Here is a 19340-nt window from a genome sequence, read left to right as displayed (position 1 = left end):
CGGAATCCTAGCTGTCAGGATGCCTACCCTGAGGAAGATCCTGGATATATCGCGTGAGCCTTTCCGCTTCGAACTTGTTTTCTTGCACCTCTTGCAGCGTATAGCACCGCGTGTTTCCTCTCAGTCGTGTACCCGTAGTGTGCTGCTTGAAACAGATCATCGTGGGGTCGGCATCCCCGACCATCATCTTGACCATCTGAGTGCGTAACTCGTACAGGCGCGTACGGTTATACATGGTGATTTGTTCGAGTTCGGTGGCATCTCCGAGGAGATCTCTGATCTGTTCGTTCATTTCATCAAACTGTTCGATTTCTTGCGCTTCGAATTCGCGCGGCTCGCCCTGCGCCATACTGACTCGCAGTTTGTCGACTTCTTCCAGGAACTCATCGATCGGCATGGCGAAGGGGTCTTTCGCGCTGGCAACGCGATGTTCGACGGTGGCACATCCGGCAATCAGCAGAAGCATCAGAACCATGGGGATGAAATTGATACGCATCACGCACCTCGTTTATGGCGTCCCTGCGAGCACATCGCTCGTGAGATGTTGATAATACATACTACGATTCTAATCGTACTTCAACAGAGCACTGTTTTGCAACTTCCCGGTTTCCCGGCACCAAGCCGGCCTCTGATCTGGCCACGAGCAGCGCCGTACCCAATCAATCCAAGCGCAACTTGTAGTCAAGATCGTGGTTGCCGCGGATCTAGGCCGATTTTGCTCTTTCTTCAGGTTTTCTTACGAGATTTCAACTGAGCCTTGCGTTCGGCTCGCGTTCGGGCGGGACGCACCAGCCGCGGCTTGTCCGGTTCATCGGGCTTTTTGCTCGTGCCCTTCCCTGCCTCATCTCGGGGCTTCTGCTCGTCAGACTTCCGGGCCTTGTGTTTCGGCCCAGACTTGTCGAATGCTCGCCCCGGACTCGAAGTGTGCCGACCCGGCCCACCCGGCGGACGAGACGCGGGCTTGCTGGACGCGCCGGAGTCAATGCTGATCGAGAGAGGCTGGCTGGCAACACGCACGCGGCGAAGGTGCTCAAGAGTGTCTGCGGCCAGGTTTGCGGGCAAATCGACGGTGCTGAAGTCATGCTGGATATTGATCCGCCCAATCTGGCTGGCATCCAGCCCGGCCTCGTTGGCGATGGCGCCAACGATATTCCCGGGCTTAACCCCGTGGCTTGCACCGACCTCGATGCGATAACTGACCAGATCGTCGTTGCGCTCTGACCCAGACCTGGCGTCACGGCGCGACGGTGCTCCCCGACCCCGCTGGTCGCGCGGCTCCCGCTCGGCTTGCGAACCCGAATCCGCGAATGACGCCGGCGCACGGTCGTCGCTCAGTCTCTGCGTGTTGCCACGCGCAATCAGCGCGAGCGCCGCGGCGAGGTCTTCGATGGAAGTATCCAGCGCATCCAGTGTCTGCCGCACGGTTTCTCGTCCCGCGTCCATCTCTTCGCTTTCCAGCGCAGCCGTGATCTTCGCCTGGAAGCGGACCAGGCGCTGGGCGTTGACGTCGCCCACGGTCGGCAAGGTCATGGTTTCTATCGGCTGACGCGTCGCGCGCTCGATGGCACGCAGCATGCCACGCTCGCGCGGCGCGACGAATAGAATGGCCTCGCCCGACCGGCCAGCCCGGCCCGTGCGCCCGATCCGGTGGACATAGGCTTCGGTATCGTGCGGAATGTCGTAGTTGACGACGTGGCTGATACGGTCCACGTCGAGACCGCGGGCCGCTACGTCAGTGGCTGTCAGGATGTCGATCTCGCCGCGTTTCAGGCGGTCAACGATCTGCTCGCGCTGCTTCTGCGGCACATCACCGTTCAACGCAGCCGCCGAAAAGCCTCGCGCTTCCAGGCGCTGGGCGAGCTGTTCCGTTGCAATACGGGTACGGGCAAAGACGATCATGCCGTCGAATTCCTCGACTTCCAGGATGCGCGTCAGCGCGTCGAGCTTGTGCATGCCGCTAACGACCCAGTAACGCTGCCGCGTATTGGCGGCCGTGGTGGTCTTCGAGCGGATCGTGATGTGCTCCGCCTCGCTCATGTGGCGCTCGGCAATGCGCCTGATCGGATTCGGCATGGTCGCCGAGAAAAGCGCTTTCTGGCAGCTCGCCGGGATGCGCTCCATGACGTCGCGCACGTCATCGATGAAACCCATGCGCAGCATTTCATCGGCCTCGTCCAGGACCAGGGTCTGGAGCTGATCGATCTTGAGCGTGCCCTTGCCCAGGTGGTCGATGATGCGACCCGGCGTGCCGACGACCACGTCTGGCCCGCGTTTGAGGCCATTCAGTTGCGGCGCATAGGCCTGGCCGCCGTAAATCGGCAGGACGTGGAACCCCCGCAATCCGCTGGCATAGGTTTGAAAGGCTTCAGCCACCTGGATGGCCAGCTCGCGGGTCGGCGCCAGTACCAGCGCGGCCGGACGGGACTCACCGGGCTTCAACCGGGCCAGGATGGGCAGCGCGAACGCAGCCGTCTTGCCGGTGCCGGTCTGGGCCTGACCGAGCACGTCGCGCCCGGCCAGCAGCGCCGGAATCGTCGCGGCCTGGATCGGTGACGGCGCTTCGTAGCCGAGTTCTCGCAGTGTGGCGAGGAGCTCTGCAGGAAGACCCAGGGCATCGAAGCCCGGAGTGGAGTCGTTGGAATCGGACATGGTTCGGGACTCGAGCGGAATATTCCATGATACCGCCCAAGCCGACCCCGCCGCCCCCGCTGGTCGCGAATTGATTCGAGACCGGATCAATGGGCGGCACCCACGATTTCGAAATCGTGGGTGTGCTGAATCTCCTCAATCTCCGCTGGCGTCCCGGAACCGCGGAGCGGCTCCGGAGCCGGGGCGGTGCTTATCGATTCCAGGCCGGAACGGCTGCGCCCGGCGTCCAGGGCGCCCCGGCTTCGGCAAGCTCGTCTTCGAGGGCCGGAATCCGCTCTTCGACCAGCTGATTAAGTTCGGCGCGCACGTCGGTAAATTCGCGCTCGACGATATCCAGACTCATCTTGTGGGTCGGCGTCGGCCCGTAGGTCGACCGGCCGGTGCCGATCATCGCAACGAACATCCGCTGGCCGATGGTCGGTCCCTGCGGCTCGTTCATTTGCTCCATCGACTCCTTACCCTCGAGTTCTTCGGCGATTTCGTAGAGCCGCTGCGAGACCGTGTAGAGCTCACGGTCGAGTTCACCGACTTCGGCGGTGCTGCGCGCGAGCGCGGTCTGCATCGCCTCGACCCGCGAGCGGGCCTCTTCAATGATCCGGTTGGCTGCCGAGACCTTGCGCTGCATGTCCTGCAGGCGCTTCCAGAACGCAACCGTCTCTTCCGGCTCGGCGCCTTCCAGCACGCCTTCGCGCATCCGCACGACCTCGAAGGAACGCGGCTCGGCCAGCGCGGTGACTTCGCCATCGACACGCCTGGCGAGTTCGACGCTATACGTGCCCGGTGCGACCATGAAACCCTGGGGTTCTCCGAAGCCGCCGGTATCACCGATCGCGTTCGGCGCGGGCATGCGCAAATCCCAGGCCACGCGATGCATGCCTTCTTCGGTCGGGCCTTCGAGACGCCGCACGACCTTGCCGTCGCTGTCGCGCACCGTCAGGATCACCGCCGGTTCGGGCTGGCGGCGTTCGGCCTCGACTTTCTCCCAGCCGGGGAACGGTACGTCCCCGCGCTCCGCGATCAGCGGCTTTTCACGCTCTTGCCGCATTTCGGCCTCGGTCTTGTAGCCTTCGGCCAGGTGGTAGGTGAACACCGCGCCGAAAGGCGGGTTGGGCGCGATGTACATGCTCTGGCCCTGTGAGCCGCGTTCGTTGTTGCCCAGCGGGGTGCGCTGCATGTACCACCACGCATCGCGTGTGTCGAACAACGCAGCTTCCCGTTCCAGTGTCTCGTCGTCGATTTCGCGCAGCACGCTGTAGTCGTCGAGCACCCAGAAGCCCCGGCCGAACGATGCGCCGACGAGGTCGTCTTCACGACGCTGTATGGCCAGGTCGCGAAACGAGATCGTCGGTGCTTTTCCAGCAAGCTTGTTCCACTCGCTGCCGCCGTCGAGGGTGACGAACATCCCGAACTCGGTGGCCGCGAACATCAGCTTCGGATCGACGTGATCCTGGATCACACGCCAGACCAGATGGCGCTCGGGCAGATCGCCGGCGATGGACTGCCAGCTGCGGCCGCGGTTGGTGCTCTTGAGCAGGTAGGGTGCGAAGTCGCCGTACTTGTGGTTGTCGAGCGCAACGTAGACCGTGTCGGCGTCGAACAGGTCGGCCTTGATGTCATTGACGAAGGCGGTGTCGGGCACACCCGGCAGCTTGCCGACCTCGATTTCGCGCCAGCTCTCGCCGCCGTTTTCCGAGACCTGGATCAGGCCGTCGTCGGTACCGGCGTACAGCAGGCCTTCCTCGACCGGCGATTCGGCCAGGGAGGTGATGGTGTTGTAGTTCGACATCGCAAAGGTATCCCATGGCGCATCCCAGCTCCACTGGCGACCCATGACGTCGAGCTCGATGCGTTCCTGGTCGCGCGTGAGATCACCCGAAATCCGGGTCCAGCTGTCACCGCGATCCTCCGAGCGCCAGACCCGTTGCGAGGCATGGTAGATCCGCGCCGGCTCGTGCGGGCTGACCAGGATGGGGGCGTCCCAGTTGAACCGGTTCGGCGCCTCGTCCTGCCCGACCTGCGGCTGGATATAGACGATTTCGCCGGTGGTGCGGTCGTAGCGAACCAGGTTGCCCTGCTGCCAATGGGCGTAGACGATGTCGGGGTTTCCCGGTTCGGTCGCCGGTTGGTGGCCATCGCCGAACAGGATGACTTTCCAGTCCGAATTGCGAATGCCCGAGATGTTGTCGGTGCGCACCGGCCCGCCCTGGGTGTTGTTGTCCTGCGTGCCGCCGTATACGTTGTAGAACGGCTTGTCGTCATCGACGGCGACCTTGTAGAACTGGGTCACCGGCAGGTTGTCGATGAAGCGCCAGGTCGCGGCATGGTCGAAGGTCTCGTAGAGCCCACCGTCGGTGCCGATGAGCAGATAGTTCGGATCGTTTTTCCGGAACGCCAGGGCGTGGTTGTCGACGTGCTTGGAGTCGTCGGCAATCGACTCCCAGGTCGCGCCGCCGTCATCGGACACCGAAGCGCGCACGTCCATGAAATAGATCCGGTCGAAGCGGTGCGGGCTGGCGTAGATCTCCTGGTAATAGTGCGGACCGGTGCCGCCGGCGATGCGGTCGGACATCTTCTTCCACGAGGCACCGCGGTTGTCGGAGCGCCACACCCCGCCTTCGCGGCGGTTGGTTTCGATCGCCGCATACAGCACCTCGGGCTTCTGTGGCGAAATCGCCAGCCCGATCTTGCCCAAGTTGCCTTCAGGCAATCCCTTTTTCAGCTCGGTCCATGTCTCGCCGCCGTCACTCGAACGATAAATGCCCGAGTTCGGTCCGCCGCCAACGTAGGTCGCGACGGTCCGGTGACGCTGCCAGGTGGCCGCGTACAGCACGTTCGGGTCGCTCGGGTCCATGACCAGGTCGGTCGCACCGGTCCAGACATCGTCGCCTTCGTCACCGACCAGCGTCCGCGTCCAGTTCTCGCCGCCGTCGGTGGTCTTGTACAAGCCGCGCTCACCGCCGGAACTCCACAGCGGGCCCTCGGCGGCAACCCAGACGATGTCGGAATCTTCGGGATGAATGATGATCTTGGCGATGTGCTCGGAGCCCTCGAGCCCGACCTTGTTCCAGCTCGCGCCGCCGTCGTGGCTGACGTAGACGCCGTCGCCGTAGCCGACGTGGCGGCCGCCGACGTTCTCGCCAGTACCCACCCACACGGTACTGGGGTTCTTCGGATCGAGCGTGATCGCGCCGATCGAGTACGAGCCCTGCCCATCGAAGATCGACTCCCAGGTCGTGCCCGAGTTGGTGGTTTTCCACACGCCGCCGGAGCCTACCGCGACGTACCAGACGTTGTGGTTGTCGGGATGTATGGCGATGTCGGCGATCCGTCCGGACATGAACGCCGGGCCGAGGGTGCGCAACTCCAGTCCGGCCAGCGCCTTCTCCAGCGCCGACTTCTGTTCATCCTCGCCGTTGCCATTGTCTTGGGCCATCGCGTGCGAGCCGGCAAGCCCGGCGCCCAGCAAGGCGATGAAAACCAGTGATGCAAGAGTTCGATAGATCTTCATTTGCGTCCTCACGGGATCCTGTATCTTAAGTAGAACACCCAGGTTCGAGAAGCTGCCATGGAAGGGTCAGCCCGAACCGGAAACATCCTCTTCGTTAAACGCTGCAAGGTGGAACTCTACGGCCTCTTCGACCTCCCGGACACCGGGCTCCATCAGTTTCGGGACGTCACCGCCTGCCAGCACTTCCAGAACGGCATGCGCCCCATGAGAAAGCGAGGTGAGGTTATAACCGCCTTCCAGAACAAGGGCCAGACGCCCCTGGCAGTGCTGATCGGCAATCTCCTGCACGATCCGCGTGATCACCTTGAAACCATCGTAGGTCAGGTTCAGTGCCATATCGTTTCGGTGCGGATCAAATCCGGCTGAAACAAGCACCAGCTCGGGTTTGAAGTATTCGGCCGCCGGCACGAGAATTTCTCGAAACACCTTCTCGAAGGCAATGTCCCCGGCGGACTCCGGAAGGGGCACGTTGATGGTGTAGCCCTCCCCCAGGCCATCCCCCACTTCTTCCAGGTGTCCCGAACCGGGATAGAACGGCGCGGCACAGTGCGTGTCGAAAAACAGCACATCCGGGTCTGCCCAGAAAATATCCTGCGTGCCATTGCCATGGTGGGCGTCCCAGTCAATGATCAGGACGCGCTCCAGGCCCAACTTTGCCTGGGCATGCGCGGCAGCCACGGCAACATTGTTGAGCAGACAAAAACCGCGCGCACGCACGGGCTCTGCATGGTGGCCAGGCGGGCGAACCAGCGCGAATGCACTATCTGACTCACCCTTTACAACGCTTTCCACAGCAGCAATTGCATTGCCGGCGGCCGCGGTGGCTGCATCAACACTGGAGGGAGAAACGGCTGTTGTATCCCGATCAAGCCAGGCGCGTTGACCCGCCAGTGAGAAAATATGGTCCAGGTATGAGGTTGTATGCACCCGTGCAAGCTGGTCATAGCTGGCCGGTTTGGCACCTGTGCGAATCTGCACCCCGGCAATGGGATTTTCATCCAGATGCGCTTTGATTTCGGACAGGCGCCCCGGGTGCTCGGGATAGCTCCATTTGAAATCCAGCCCCTCGAGAACGGTCCTGACGCGCTTCTCCACCCGACTGGGCAGGAAGGGAAGCTCTACTTCGGGGTTGTGCTCAAGCATGATCTCGTCAAAAAACACATGAACGCTGCGATCGCCAATCACGTGACTCTCCCACTTTCGAAAAATCGTAATTCAGGGAAACCTCTGGAGTGACAGGTTGCCGATGCCATCGCTACTCCAGGGCGGCTTTTACGGTCGAAGTGTGTGCCGCGGCGTGAACGCCCGTGGTCTTGAACCCCAACTTCGTCCAGACCGCCTTGGCTTGCTTGTTTGTTGCCGAGTATTCGAGGACCAGTTCATGCGCATTGTGGCTTTCGGCAAACGCCACCAAATGCTTCAGCAGAGCGCTGAAAACGCCGCGGCTGCGAAAATCGGGCTCAACCCACACATCATCGATAACGCCCGTTCTATACTCCTCCGGCTCTGCCTGTTCCCAGATGCCCTGACTGCGATAGACATAGACATATCCCATGCCGACAAGACCCGCCTCGGGGCTATCCGCAACAAACAACCGTTTGTTCTCATCGTCCAGCGCTGAGCGCAGAATTTCCAAAAGGCGCCGGGATTCTTTTTTCTTGAGCTTCCGTGGTCCAGAACCAGCGACGTGGAGCGCAAGTTTGGCGAGGAACTCCACAAGCACCGGAAGGTCGGCCTCGGCTGCCTTCCTGATCGTAACTGATTGTTTTCGCGCTCTTTTCTCTGCCATGAATGCTATTGAGACTCCCAGCAACATCTTGCCCTGCCGCTTGATTAATGTACAGCAAAACAACATTCTGGTCAGATGACAGGGAACCCGACCACGGACAGGGACGTCGTCGTCATCGGCGCCGGGGCTGCCGGACTGATGTGTGCACTGAAAGCCGGAGCACGCGGGCGAGGCGTGCTCGTGCTCGACCATGCCAACAAGGTTGGCAAGAAGATCCTGATGTCCGGGGGTGGGCGCTGCAACTTCACCAATATCCACTCCACGCCTGAGCACTTTCTCTCGGCCAATCCGCACTTCTGCAAGTCGGCGTTGAGCCGATACACGCCGTGGGATTTCATTGCGCTGGTTGAAAAGCACGGCGTGCCTTTCCACGAAAAGAAACTCGGGCAGCTCTTCTGTGATCGATCCTCGAAAGACATCGTGTCACTGCTGCTGGCCGAATGTGAAGCGGTCGGAGTAGAGGTTCGTACACACTCACCGGCAGAGATTGAACAGCTCGGCCCGCCGCATTGCCTGAAAGTGGACTCGGAAACCATTCATTGCGAATCTCTGGTGATTGCCACCGGCGGATACTCGATTCCACGCATGGGCGCAACCGGATTCGGTTTCGACCTGGCCCGCTCGCTGGGACTGGCCATCCAGCCGACCCGGGCTGCCCTGGTACCCTTCGTGCTGGAGGGCCGCAAGCTCGACCAGATCGAAGGGCTCGCCGGGATATCGGTCGACACCGCCAGCGAGGCCAGTGGCGCCACGTTCCGGGAGAACATCCTGTTTACTCACAAGGGCCTGAGCGGCCCAGCCATGCTGCAGGTGTCGTCGTACTGGCAGCCGGGCGAGCCGGTAACCATCGACTTGCTGCCGGATCTCGACCTGGTCCAGCACTTGCGCAACGCGCGTCGACAGCGGCCGCGCACTCACCTCAAGAACGTGCTGGTCGAGCACCTGCCGCGCCGGCTGGTTCAGCGGTGGTGCGAATTGTGGCTCGGCGACCGACCGATGGCCGAGATCGGCGATGAGGAGATCGCCAATATCGCGGGCCACCTCAAGCCCTGGCGCGTGTGGCCGGCCGATACCGAAGGCTACCGCACGGCCGAGGTCACGCTGGGGGGCATCGATACCGATGCCCTGTCTTCGAAAACCATGGAATGCCGCGATCACCCAGGCCTTTTCTTTATCGGCGAAGTGGTGGATGTAACCGGCCATCTCGGTGGCCATAATTTCCAGTGGGCCTGGGCTTCGGGCCATGCGGCCGGCCAGGTCGTATAGGGTCAGATCGCGAAGCCACCCGGCGTGAAACGGCGCAGTTAAAAAAAGGCGGCCCCGGGGGGCCGCCTTGTAGTCTTACCTTCTGCGATTCAGATCAGAAAACGACCTGGGCAGTGTTGGAGCAGGTGGAGGTGCCCGCCTCGCAGATTTCGAAAGTATAGCTGCCGCCACCGCGGTTTTCACTCGACCAAGTGTAAGCGCCGTCATTTGCGGTGGTGGTGTGGAACGCACCGTTGACGTAGACATCCACATCCGTCGACGCGCCATCCCAGGTGAGATCTGCGTGGTGACGACCCTTGACCTTGTAGCCCGTGGCCGACAGGGTGATGCCATCGCTGACCGGCTCGCTGACCGTAACGCTCTGGCTCGAGCTGTCCGTCTGCCCGGCACTGTCGGTGACGGTGAGGGTCACCGTGTAGGTGCCGCCTGCCGCGTAGGTGTGGCTGGCGGTGGAGCCGGAAGCCGTTGCGCCGTCACCGAAGGCCCAAGCGTAGCTGGAGATGCCGTTGTCGTCCGACGAACTCGTGCCGTCGAAGGAACAGCCGAGATCGGTGCAGCCGTATGTGAAGGACGCGGTGGGCGGATCATCCGTGGTGGTGGTTGAAACGGTTACGCTGGAACTGGCGCTGTCAGTGGCGCCATCATCGTCAGTCACTGTAAGCGTGACGGTATACGTGCCGTCCGCGCCGTAGGTATGAGACGGGTTCTGCGCCGTGGAGCTTGAGCCATCGCCGAAGTCCCAGCTCCATGAGCTGATGCTGCCGTCACTGTCGCTGGAAGTATCGGTGAAGTCGCAGGTCAGCTCGGTGCAGCTGAACGTGAAACTGGCGCTTGGCGGTGTATTGGTGGTTCCACCACCGATTAAATCGACCGCAGCCTTGGCCTGGACGAGACCGTATCCGTAAGAATCATCACGCCCGGCAGCACCCAGATCTTCCGCGGTGACCTGCAAAACATTTCGGATATCGTTGTTGGTCAAAGTGGTGTCGGTACTCCAGACCAGCGCAGCAACCGCTGACACGTGTGGCGTTGCCATCGAGGTGCCGTTGTAATAGTCGTAGTTGCCGCTTTCCACGGTTACCGCCACGGTATTGCCGGTGCGACCTGACAGTTGCGCTCCGCTGGTGTCTGAGACCCCAACCGAGGGTATGGTGGTTGCCGTGGGGTCACTCAGGGCGCCGAACAGCATGCCGCTGACATTGTTGTAGATAACTGCGGCGACACCGCCACCGGCTTCACAGGCAAGTGTCTTGTCTTCAAAGGAAATATTGCCGCGCTCAATCAGGCAGACCTGACCACCGCCGCCGGGGCAGGTACTCTCGCCCAGACCGCAATCGACCAGCGCGCCTGAAGCTGTACCGGTCGTCGTGCCCTGCATCGCTGCAGCTTCGAATCCGGCACCGTCGGAATTGTCTGTAACGCTGACATTGAAGCCCATGCCCATTGGGACGGTCGACAGAACGCCAACACCCGGCGCCGCCAGTTCAACCGCCGCATTTTTCTGCGAGAAATCGGCCACGACCTTGTTGTCGTCAATAGCCGCCACAGAAACCACTGAATCATAGCTGGCGGGATAGCTGTTGTTGGTGGTGCCATCGTTACCAGCAGCTGCAATCGAGAGAATGCCATAGTTGTCGTTCAGATCCTGAAAGGCTGCATCCTCGGTCGAACTGGCGCAGCTGAAAGGTCCGCCACGGCCGCTGTCGGAACAACCCAGGCTCATGCTGATGATATTGGCACCTGCGTTAGCGCAGGTATAGGCAGCGTCGACCAGGTCCGAGGAATAAGTCCAGGCGCAGTCGGAACCACCGAAGACCTTCACGATATGCAGACCAATCTGGCCGCTGGGGTTCACACCCACGACGCCAACGCCATTACCCCCGATCGCTGCGACGGTCCCCGCCACATGGGTGCCGTGACCGCAAGCGTCGACTGACCATTGCCCGCTGCCGGAATCGTTGGTTCCGCTAAGATTGAGATTTCCACTCAGGTCTTCGTGCGAGGCGTCTATGCCAGAGTCAATGATGCAGACGGTCCGACTCGCGGTATTGCTGTCACTGACCTGGTCCGCCTGGACCATGGCAATGCCATAAGGTGAGACTTCGCCGAATGGGTAGCGGCGCTGGTCAACTTCGATATCGAAATTGGGATTACTGGAAAGGGCAGTAACGGCCTGATCAGGCAAGTAAGCTGCAACGGCACCAAGCCGATCAAGGGTACGTACAACATTGCCCTGATTCTGTATGACGGCGCTCTGTGCCTGTGCGGTATTTCCGTTCTTGGCCGTAATGATATAGCGGCCGTCTTCAGCCGCCTCCGATATGCCCATAGCGAGCATCAAAGCAGCCGCCAGGGCCGTTGTGATCAAGAAACGAATCATATGCGCTCTCCCGAGAAGGATGTTGAAGCTACATTGGGGGGGGGGGAAGCCCTGCCGGCGATTTAAAAATATGAATCAAAAAGTATACTTTTTACCGCACATCAGGGACTTACCCGAGCTTACACCCGCACCCGCGGCAAGTCAAAATCCCGAGTATTTCTGGCTGCGCACCCTATTCGAAACGGTCGCAGAAGATACCGCAGACGTGCCAACCCAGACCCTGAATGACATTCTGAGTGGTTTCGGCGTTGTCCTGGCTGCGCCAGGCCATCGCCACGCGATCGCCAACGCCACCGATTCCGGGGAATCCCTGACTGTTTACAGTCCAGGTGTTGATCAGCATCTGGGGACCGGCGAAGGAATCAACGCCATTGACGACCCGGCCCTCGATGCTATCGGGCTCGTTGTCCGGGCCGACACTTGACTCGCTCTGCCAGAGGACAAAGAAATTGTCGCCATACCCTGCCACCTTCGGCCAGTCCTGGTTTCCGTCAACAAGAGAGTTGATGCGGAAGTCCGGCCCAAGCGCTGCCAAAGTCGAACCGAAGAGGCGCCCACGGACTTCGGCTACAGTTCCCGGAGTGGTGTCGGTTCCTTCGGAATCGGTCCAGACAATCAGCACCCGACCGTCGTCAGACGAGGCCACTGCGCTTTCGTCACGGGGAGCGTTGACGGCGATAGTATTGACCTGGAATTCGTCACCCACGGGCGTGCCATTAGCGGCGAATCGACGAGCATGAATCTCGGGATTGGCCCAGACCACGACGAACCCGCCATCCGCAAGCGGCGCCACGTCACAATCGCGGACGGAGCCGGTATACAGCGCGTTGACCTGAAACTGATCACCGTTGGGCGTGCCGTCGGGGTTAACCAGACGCGCCTGGATCGTGATGTTGTTGAAGCCCGCAGTCTGTGTATTGTCGCTCTCCCAGCAGGCCACGTAGCCGCCACCACCCAGGGCCGAGACATTCGCACTGATATCGATCGCAATTTCCGGTAGCAGCGCACTCAGTACTCGCTCGCTGCCGACCTTTTGGCCGTCGGCATCGTAGGCCTGACTGCGCACCACCCGGCGATCGAAGTTATCCTCGGGCATGGGCGGCTCGCCGCTCTGCCAGATCACCAGGAACGAGTTGTCAGCCGCGACCGCGATCCGCGCCAAGTCCTGTGTGGAGTCGGTGTAGGTGTTGACCGTGACGGGATCGATCAGCGGCGTGCCACCGACATCGAAAATCCGCATGAAAACATCCTGGCCTGCCACGCCTCCGTTTGAGTCCCAGACGAAGATCTTGCGCCCGCGATAGTCCACTGCGGCATCCGGGTAGCGCGGATCGCCGCCCGGCTTGACCGCAAGCGGGCCATCAACCCAGAGTTCGGAATCGGGTTCGCCAGGGTGTTCAGCTCGGGCCTGAGGCGCGGCGGCGGCCAGTACAAGCAGACTGGCCAGCAGCGCGGAGTGCGTTAGCACGCGGGTACGATCGGACATCGCTCTCTCCCTTACCGCAACAAAGCGGCAGACCCCTTGCATTTCAAATAGCACAGGACCGGGCACAGGTCAAGACGCTCCGCGTCATAGTCAAAGAATCACGAATTTCCTGGCGTTTTCGGAATTGCTTACACTAGACCTTTCGCGCCACAGCGAACCGTGCATCTGACAGCCAGTGTTCAAGAAATTCATTCTCAATCACCGCCGCCAGATGGCTGCCGGCGATGGCAAGGGCCGGACCAGTGAGCGCGTGCGCCGGTGGCTGCGACGTTCCGGCTGCCTGACCTTCAAGCGCGAGCCCATTGCACGCGGCATCGGCGTCGGCCTTTTTGTCGGTCTGACCCCGACGGTCGGGCTACAGACCATGTTGATGCTGGCAGGCTGCCTGCTGATACGCGGCAATTTTCCAGCCGCATTCGCCATCTCCTGGGTCAGCAACCCAGTCACCCTGCCCCCGATGATCTACGCCTACCATGAACTGGGAGAATGGCTGTTCGGGTCCTGGGCGCAAACCTTGTTCAAGGGCTCCGATGCGATCGACAATGCGCTGATTGCGGTGTTGAGTACGGTCCTGGGCACGCTCCTGATCGCCATCCCCATCGCGCTGATCGGCTACTTCGCCTCGCTGGGCATATCGGAGGTCTGGCACCGCCGCCGCCACCGGGCCCGGGAGAAACGCCGCCAAGCCGCCCGAGACGAGCGTGAATCCTGAGTTCCTGGTCACCACAGTTCGGTATCGAACAGACTTGGCGGCCGCAGGCCACGTACATTCCATTCCAGTACATCGGCACGCTAATGCTTCAAAGGAGAAGATCAGATGAACAATACTCACGGGACGAAAAAAGGCACCCGGATTCTTAGCGCACTTTTCGCACTGCTGTTCGCCCTCGGCGGCAGCGCCATGCTGACCGGTTGCGAAGACCAGGGTCCCGCTGAAGAGGCTGGCGAGGAAATCGATGAAGCTATCGACGACACTGGCGACGCGATCGAAGATGCAGGAGACGACATCGACGATGAAACCGACAACGGCTAAGGCTCGATGCGGCCTGTCATCACTTGCAGTTCAGTGAGGCTCATCCGCGTCATCGCGCGCGCTATCTAGGCTGGCTTCTTCCGGCAACGGCGGTCCGGTAAAGATAAGGCTGAATTGCTCGGCGATTTCTATGATGCGGGGCACCCAGGCCTGCGACTAGTCACTCGAAGCCTTGAATTCATCCATCGCATTGTAGATATTGTCACGCCAGCCAACCGGATCCTTGATGCCAAAGAATTTGACCTCGGCATGGTCGGAACCCGAGGAATAGAATAAGAGATCACCAACCCCGAAAATCCGCTGGAATATACTCTGGTCGAGCTCGACACTGCGAAGATCGTTGATTCGAATGCTTTGCTGGTTTCTGGAAATGATTCCTTGGTGCCTGGAAACACGATTACCTTCGATCGTGAACTTCCAGGAAAACCGCTTGAATACCACGACACCGAGCGTTAGCAGTGCAAGAACAAGGAGCACACCGGCAACGACAACACTCTCGGCCACCCATTCCATGACAACGCTAGCCAGGGATGCAAGCAACAGCAAGAGTGCCAATGTCAATCCCGCCCAGTAGTTTCGCCACGCCGGGCGAAGCTGTACGTCGATACTCGGCATGCTGAATCTCCCGTCCGCTGATATTGCAGATGTGTCGAACCGGGAGTCTACCGCTTACCACGCGCACCGTGCAAAATCAGCGGAACAAGACACGATTGCGCAGTCAGGCAGTGTGCCTTGACAGGCTTCATCGCAGTTCGACCAGCTCAGACAGAAGCACTCATGCTCAAAGTGGCCGATCCCTGTCAACGGTGGATTAAGGGCGCTTCATTTGCTGGCGCTGCACACGCCAGCGTTCAAGCTGCGCCTGGATCGGCTCCGGGGCCACGACCTGCGGATTGGAATGGGGCGAAATGCCTTCGTCTTGTTCGCGCTCCTGAACCCGCTCTACAGCAGCGTCGAACGCGGCCCGAAAATCATCTGTCTCGCTCAGCGAATCGGCCAGGTAAGCGCGACCGAAATAGGTTAGATCGGCTTCGTCGGAACAGCCGAACGAGGTGCGGTCTGACGCGGCGGCCGCAATGATCATGGTGGTGTCATCTCGAATCGACTCGATGAAGCCGCCGGCATAGCAGGCCGAAACCACGACGACCTTCCATTTAATGCCGCTGGCGACCAGCATTTCGCCGAGTTCATCGGCGGCCAGGTCAGGCAGCATCATGTCGTTGAAATCAAGCACAAATCGATGGTCCTGGCTACCGTGGCTGGTCATGTAGACAAACAGAATGTCTTCGTCGTCCATGCGGTCGGCGAGCGTAATGAGCGTTTGTTCGAGACTGGTGCGCGTGGCCATGGGAATGCGTTCATAACTCGTGCGGCTGTTGACCAACGAGACCGAACGATTCTCAGTGCCGAACCGCGCATCGAACAAGTCAACGGCAAATGCCACCTCGCGCCGAAATACTTCCTGACTACCGTCACCGCCTACGGCGAGTAAATACAGATCGATTTTGTCAGGATTGCCGGGGTCGATCTCGGCAAGTGCGCTATCGAGTAGCTCCCCCTGGTTGTAGAGAACCGTCTCAACTGCCTGTCCACGACGGCCCGTTTCGGAACCCCCGTCGACGAGAGAGCCGTAGCGCCATATGCCGGTTTCGGCTTCACCGCCGTCGGCCGATGTCAACGTTCCCTCACCATGACGAAAACCGTATTCGAATTCGCCTTCATACACGCCGCCATCGGCGTATTCCATACGTCCGGACCCGTTCGGCTCGCCCTGATGAAATTCGCCGGTGTAGACATTGCCCTGAGTGTCGACGCGGCGACCCTGGCCCTGCAAGCCGCCATTGACGAACCGGCCCTCGTCGGTCGTACCATCAGCGTGGGTATAGGTGCCCTGAACCTGATCCCCTTCCTCGAACAACCCCTCGCGGACTTCGCCGTAGCGCGTTTCAAGACGCCCGTCGCCATGAAAATACCAGTTCTTCATCTCGCCTTCGTAACGGTTGCCGTTACCGTCGGTGTAGGTACCCTCAACGAATACATCTCGCTCGAAACGCCCCTCAAAGGCCTCACCCCCCGGTGCCTCCAGACGCCCGTCACCGTGCATCATCCCCGCCTGGAATTGGCCCTCATATACATCGCCGCTGGCGGCCTCAAGCTCCCCATCGCCCGACATCAATCCATCTTCGAACTCGCCGACATAGCGTGCGCCGTTCTCCCACTCAATTTCGCCCTCCCCATGTAAGCGTCCGTCAACCAGCGGCCCGAAATAGCGGCCCCCATCGGCCAGAACGACGTCAGGTGAATTGGACAGCGCGAGCAGCGAAACCGACACAACCAGCAGCAAGATCACGCTGGCGATGCTGGCGCGCACGAAGCTATTGGTCATTTCAAATCCCAGAATTCATTCAAGCTACAGACTACCCGAAATGGCGTTCGTCAGAAACGCGAGACATCTTCCACAAACTCAGTCGCCCTGCTTCCATTCAGACCCACCCAGCACCATTTCGCCGCCTTGCAGCAATTCAGAACCATTCATCCTTCATCGCAAGACAGGTGTCGTCCATGCGCTCTAGAATCTCGAGGTCGCGGGCGACAGCAGGCAATTCCCAGTGGAAAAAATAGCGGGCCGCCTGCATCTTGCCGCGATAGAAATTGCGATCTGCCTGACCGATATCGGCATCGAGCCGGGCGGCGGCAACATTGGCCTGCCTGAGCCACATCCAGGCCACCACGACATGGCCGAACAGATGCAGATAGACCGAGGCGTTGGCCAGGGCATTATCAGGCCCCACCTCGCCCAGCGCTTGACCGAGCCTGCGCGTCACCGCGCCGACCCGTTCGATGGTTTCCCCCAGTGACTGCGCCCACTCTTCACAGTGCGTGTCGGCGGCCGCCCTTATGTCGGCCTGAATCGCGCCGAACAGCAGTTCGAGCCCCTTTTTCTGCCAGACCTTGCGGCCCAGCAGGTCCAGGGCCTGGATGCCGTTGGTGCCTTCGTGGATTGGGTTGAGGCGATTGTCGCGCCAGCATTGCTCGACCGGGTACTCGCGGGTGTAGCCGGCACCGCCGTAGACCTGGATGGCCAGGTCGTTGGCCCGGGTGCCGTATTCGGACGGCCAGGCCTTGATGACCGGCGTGAGCAGGTCAAGCAGTTGCCGGGCCCGTTCGCGTTCGTCCCGTTCCGGATGGGTCTGGCTGTCGTCGACCAGCCTCGCGCCGTAGAGACACAAAGCGAGCGCACCCTCCACCCAGGCCTTCTGTGCCAGAAGCATCCGCCGGACATCGGCATGCTCGATGATGGGGACCGGCGCGCTGGCCGGATCCTTGTTCGAAGCGGGGCGTCCCTGAAGCCGTTCGCGGGCGTAGTCGAGACTGTGAAGGTAACCGCGATAGCCGATGGCCGCTGCGCCGAAACCGACACCCAGGCGGGCCTCGTTCATCATCTGGAACATATATTTCAGGCCCTGGTGCGGCTCGCCCACCAGGTAGCCGTGGCACGGCGCGTCGTCGCCGAAGCTCAGGGCGGTGGACGTGGTTCCGCGGTAACCCAGCTTGTGGATCAGCCCGGCCAACGAAATTCCATTGCGTTCAGCCGGACTGCCGTCGGCGTCCAGCCGGTACTTGGGCACGATGAACATGGAAATGCCCTTCACGCCGGCGGGTGCGCCCTTTATGCGGGCGAGTACCAGGTGAATGATGTTGTCGGCGAGTTCGTGTTCGCCACCTGAAATGTAGAGCTTGGCGCCCCGGATCAGGTAATGATCGTCCTCAGTGGGCGTGGCCGAAGTGGTCAGATCGGCCAGTGAGGAACCAGCCTGCGGTTCGGTCAGCGCCATGGTGCCTGTAAACCGGCCGTCGAGCATGGGCGGAAGGTAGGTCGAGCGCTGCAACTGAGACCCGAACAGCCGGATCACATTGGCCGCCGCCATGGTCAGGAAGGGATAGCCGGCGGTCCCGGGATTGGCCGCAACGAAAAAGCCATTGCAGGCGGTCATGACGCTCTCGGGCAGCTGCATGCCTCCGAGCGCCTCGTCGTAGCGCCCGGCAATGAAACCGGCCTCGGCATAGGCGTTGATCGCTTCCTTGACCTCGGGCCGCATCTTGACCCGCCCGTCGACGAAACGTGGTTCCTCGCGGTCGGCCACAGCGTTGTGCGGCGCGAATTTCTCCCTGGCGATGCGATCGGCCGAATCGATCACCGCGTCGAAGGTGTCACGATCATGCTCGCGAAACCGCTCCCGCTCGCACAGCCCAGCCGTATCCAGCACCTCGTAGAGCTGGAATTCGAGATCCCGCCGATCGAGCAACGCTTCGGTCATGAACAATCTCCCTTGTTAAGCATAGATCCGGACAGCTCCGGAGAGCTCAATGACTATCGGCACAGGCCATCAGGATGACACTGTTCGATAATACCGATTGGTGATCGGGAACAGTACATTGAACATCTCAGCATGCATTCGTTTCAGTCTGACAGGGGCGGCACTCATTTACTCGATGGCTATTTTGGCTGACGAAGCGCCCGCCAGCCTGGAAACGACCATTGCCTCGCTCGACACGGCTCTTTTCGAAGCATTCAACAATTGCGAAGATCCGGAAGAGTTGGCGCGGCATGAGGCCTTTTTCGCCGAGGACGTCGAGTTCTATCATGATCAGGGTGGAGCGACCTTCTCACGCGACGAGATGATCGAAGCAACGCGTAAAAACGCCTGCGGAAACTACTGGCGCGAGCGCATCGAGGGCAGTCTGGAGATCCACCCGATCGCGAACTTCGGCGCCATTGCGATCGGCAAGCACCGGTTCTGCGAATTCGCCACCGGCGATTGTCCGGGCGTGGCGGAATTTACCACCATCTGGCGCAATGATGGACACCGCTGGCGAGTCACGCGGGTTCTAAGCTACGGCCATCGTCCGAGCGAATAGCAAGAAGCGTTCCTGTTTTCCCTGCGGATGGCACCCGCGTCGCTGACGCACATCGCGTGGTCGCCCGGCCCGGGTTCGTCCTCGCCGGGGGATACATTTTCAGACAGCAGCCGATCCCGGAGATGATCTCAGTCCCTGATCAGCTGGACCTACTCCGCCTAAGGCGAAGTGGCAAGAAGCAACGGGATACATAGCGTCATGAATCGCACTATCACCAGATCACAAGATTTCAGCCAATCAATCTGGCCACCAAAGCCTGGTCGGGGAAATTGGAGAGGAACCGGATGTGGTGGAAGACTGCCCCGCGCC

14 protein-coding genes are annotated in these 19340 nt (G+C 60.7%); 4 read left to right on the top strand and 10 right to left on the bottom strand.

The annotated features are described in order from the left end of the window. Positions 1-7 precede the first annotated feature (7 nt). The 5 genes from G4Y73_RS03060 to G4Y73_RS03040 all read right to left on the bottom strand — a co-directional run bounded on the left by G4Y73_RS03060 (position 8) and on the right by G4Y73_RS03040 (position 7946). Positions 8-496: a hypothetical protein gene (locus tag G4Y73_RS03060; RefSeq protein WP_164229241.1), complete on the bottom strand. Its 489-nt coding sequence runs from the start codon at positions 494-496 to the stop codon at positions 8-10. A gap of 230 nt (positions 497-726) precedes the next feature. After that, positions 727-2649: a DEAD/DEAH box helicase gene (locus G4Y73_RS03055; protein ID WP_164229239.1), complete on the bottom strand. Its 1923-nt coding sequence runs from the start codon at positions 2647-2649 to the stop codon at positions 727-729. A gap of 190 nt (positions 2650-2839) precedes the next feature. Continuing rightward, positions 2840-6157, bottom strand: coding sequence for a hypothetical protein (locus tag G4Y73_RS03050; RefSeq protein ID WP_205596461.1), 3318 nt, complete (start codon positions 6155-6157; stop codon positions 2840-2842). 66 nt (positions 6158-6223) lie between these two features. After that, positions 6224-7342, bottom strand: coding sequence for a histone deacetylase (locus G4Y73_RS03045; protein ID WP_346426820.1), 1119 nt, complete (start codon positions 7340-7342; stop codon positions 6224-6226). A 70-nt stretch (positions 7343-7412) separates the two neighbouring features. After that, complete coding sequence (locus G4Y73_RS03040) at positions 7413-7946, bottom strand: GNAT family N-acetyltransferase (protein ID WP_164229237.1); 534 nt, start codon at positions 7944-7946, stop codon at positions 7413-7415. A 75-nt stretch (positions 7947-8021) separates the two neighbouring features. Here G4Y73_RS03040 and G4Y73_RS03035 point away from each other — a divergent pair, with 75 nt between their 5' ends. Continuing rightward, the gene (locus G4Y73_RS03035; protein ID WP_164229235.1) at positions 8022-9212 is read left to right on the top strand and encodes an NAD(P)/FAD-dependent oxidoreductase; all 1191 of its coding nucleotides are present in this window, start codon (positions 8022-8024) and stop codon (positions 9210-9212) included. Positions 9213-9306: 94 nt separating this feature from the next. On the opposite strand, the gene G4Y73_RS03030 is transcribed toward G4Y73_RS03035, so the two are convergent. Beyond that, the gene (locus G4Y73_RS03030) at positions 9307-11592 is read right to left on the bottom strand and encodes a S8 family serine peptidase (RefSeq protein WP_164229233.1); all 2286 of its coding nucleotides are present in this window, start codon (positions 11590-11592) and stop codon (positions 9307-9309) included. A gap of 172 nt (positions 11593-11764) precedes the next feature. Continuing rightward, on the bottom strand, positions 11765-13078 hold the full coding sequence (locus G4Y73_RS03025) for a hypothetical protein (RefSeq protein WP_164229230.1): 1314 nt from the start codon (positions 13076-13078) through the stop codon (positions 11765-11767). A gap of 175 nt (positions 13079-13253) precedes the next feature. On the opposite strand from G4Y73_RS03025, the gene G4Y73_RS03020 reads away from it, so the two are divergent. Both G4Y73_RS03020 and G4Y73_RS03015 read left to right on the top strand, forming a co-directional pair. Beyond that, a complete protein-coding gene (locus G4Y73_RS03020; protein WP_164229227.1) occupies positions 13254-13790 on the top strand; it encodes a DUF2062 domain-containing protein in 537 nt (178 codons plus the stop codon). 105 nt (positions 13791-13895) lie between these two features. Then, positions 13896-14111 (top strand): hypothetical protein, encoded by a 216-nt coding sequence (locus G4Y73_RS03015; RefSeq protein WP_164229225.1) that lies wholly within the window; start codon positions 13896-13898, stop codon positions 14109-14111. A 156-nt stretch (positions 14112-14267) separates the two neighbouring features. On the opposite strand, the gene G4Y73_RS03010 is transcribed toward G4Y73_RS03015, so the two are convergent. The 3 genes from G4Y73_RS03010 to G4Y73_RS03000 form a co-directional block, all read right to left on the bottom strand. Next, positions 14268-14726 carry a PH domain-containing protein gene (locus G4Y73_RS03010; RefSeq protein WP_164229223.1) on the bottom strand — a complete coding sequence of 153 codons (459 nt, stop codon included), beginning with the start codon at positions 14724-14726 and terminating at the stop codon, positions 14268-14270. 196 nt (positions 14727-14922) lie between these two features. After that, positions 14923-16497, bottom strand: coding sequence for a C13 family peptidase (locus G4Y73_RS03005; RefSeq protein WP_164229220.1), 1575 nt, complete (start codon positions 16495-16497; stop codon positions 14923-14925). 136 nt (positions 16498-16633) lie between these two features. Beyond that, positions 16634-18430 (bottom strand): acyl-CoA dehydrogenase, encoded by a 1797-nt coding sequence (locus G4Y73_RS03000; protein WP_164229218.1) that lies wholly within the window; start codon positions 18428-18430, stop codon positions 16634-16636. A 100-nt stretch (positions 18431-18530) separates the two neighbouring features. On the opposite strand from G4Y73_RS03000, the gene G4Y73_RS02995 reads away from it, so the two are divergent. After that, positions 18531-19031 carry a nuclear transport factor 2 family protein gene (locus G4Y73_RS02995; RefSeq protein ID WP_346426840.1) on the top strand — a complete coding sequence of 167 codons (501 nt, stop codon included), beginning with the start codon at positions 18531-18533 and terminating at the stop codon, positions 19029-19031. Positions 19032-19340 lie beyond the last annotated feature (309 nt).

It is taken from the genome of Wenzhouxiangella sp. XN201, from assembly GCF_011008905.1.
Classification (GTDB): Bacteria; Pseudomonadota; Gammaproteobacteria; order Xanthomonadales; family Wenzhouxiangellaceae; genus Wenzhouxiangella.
This window is presented reverse-complemented; position numbering and strand designations above follow the sequence as displayed.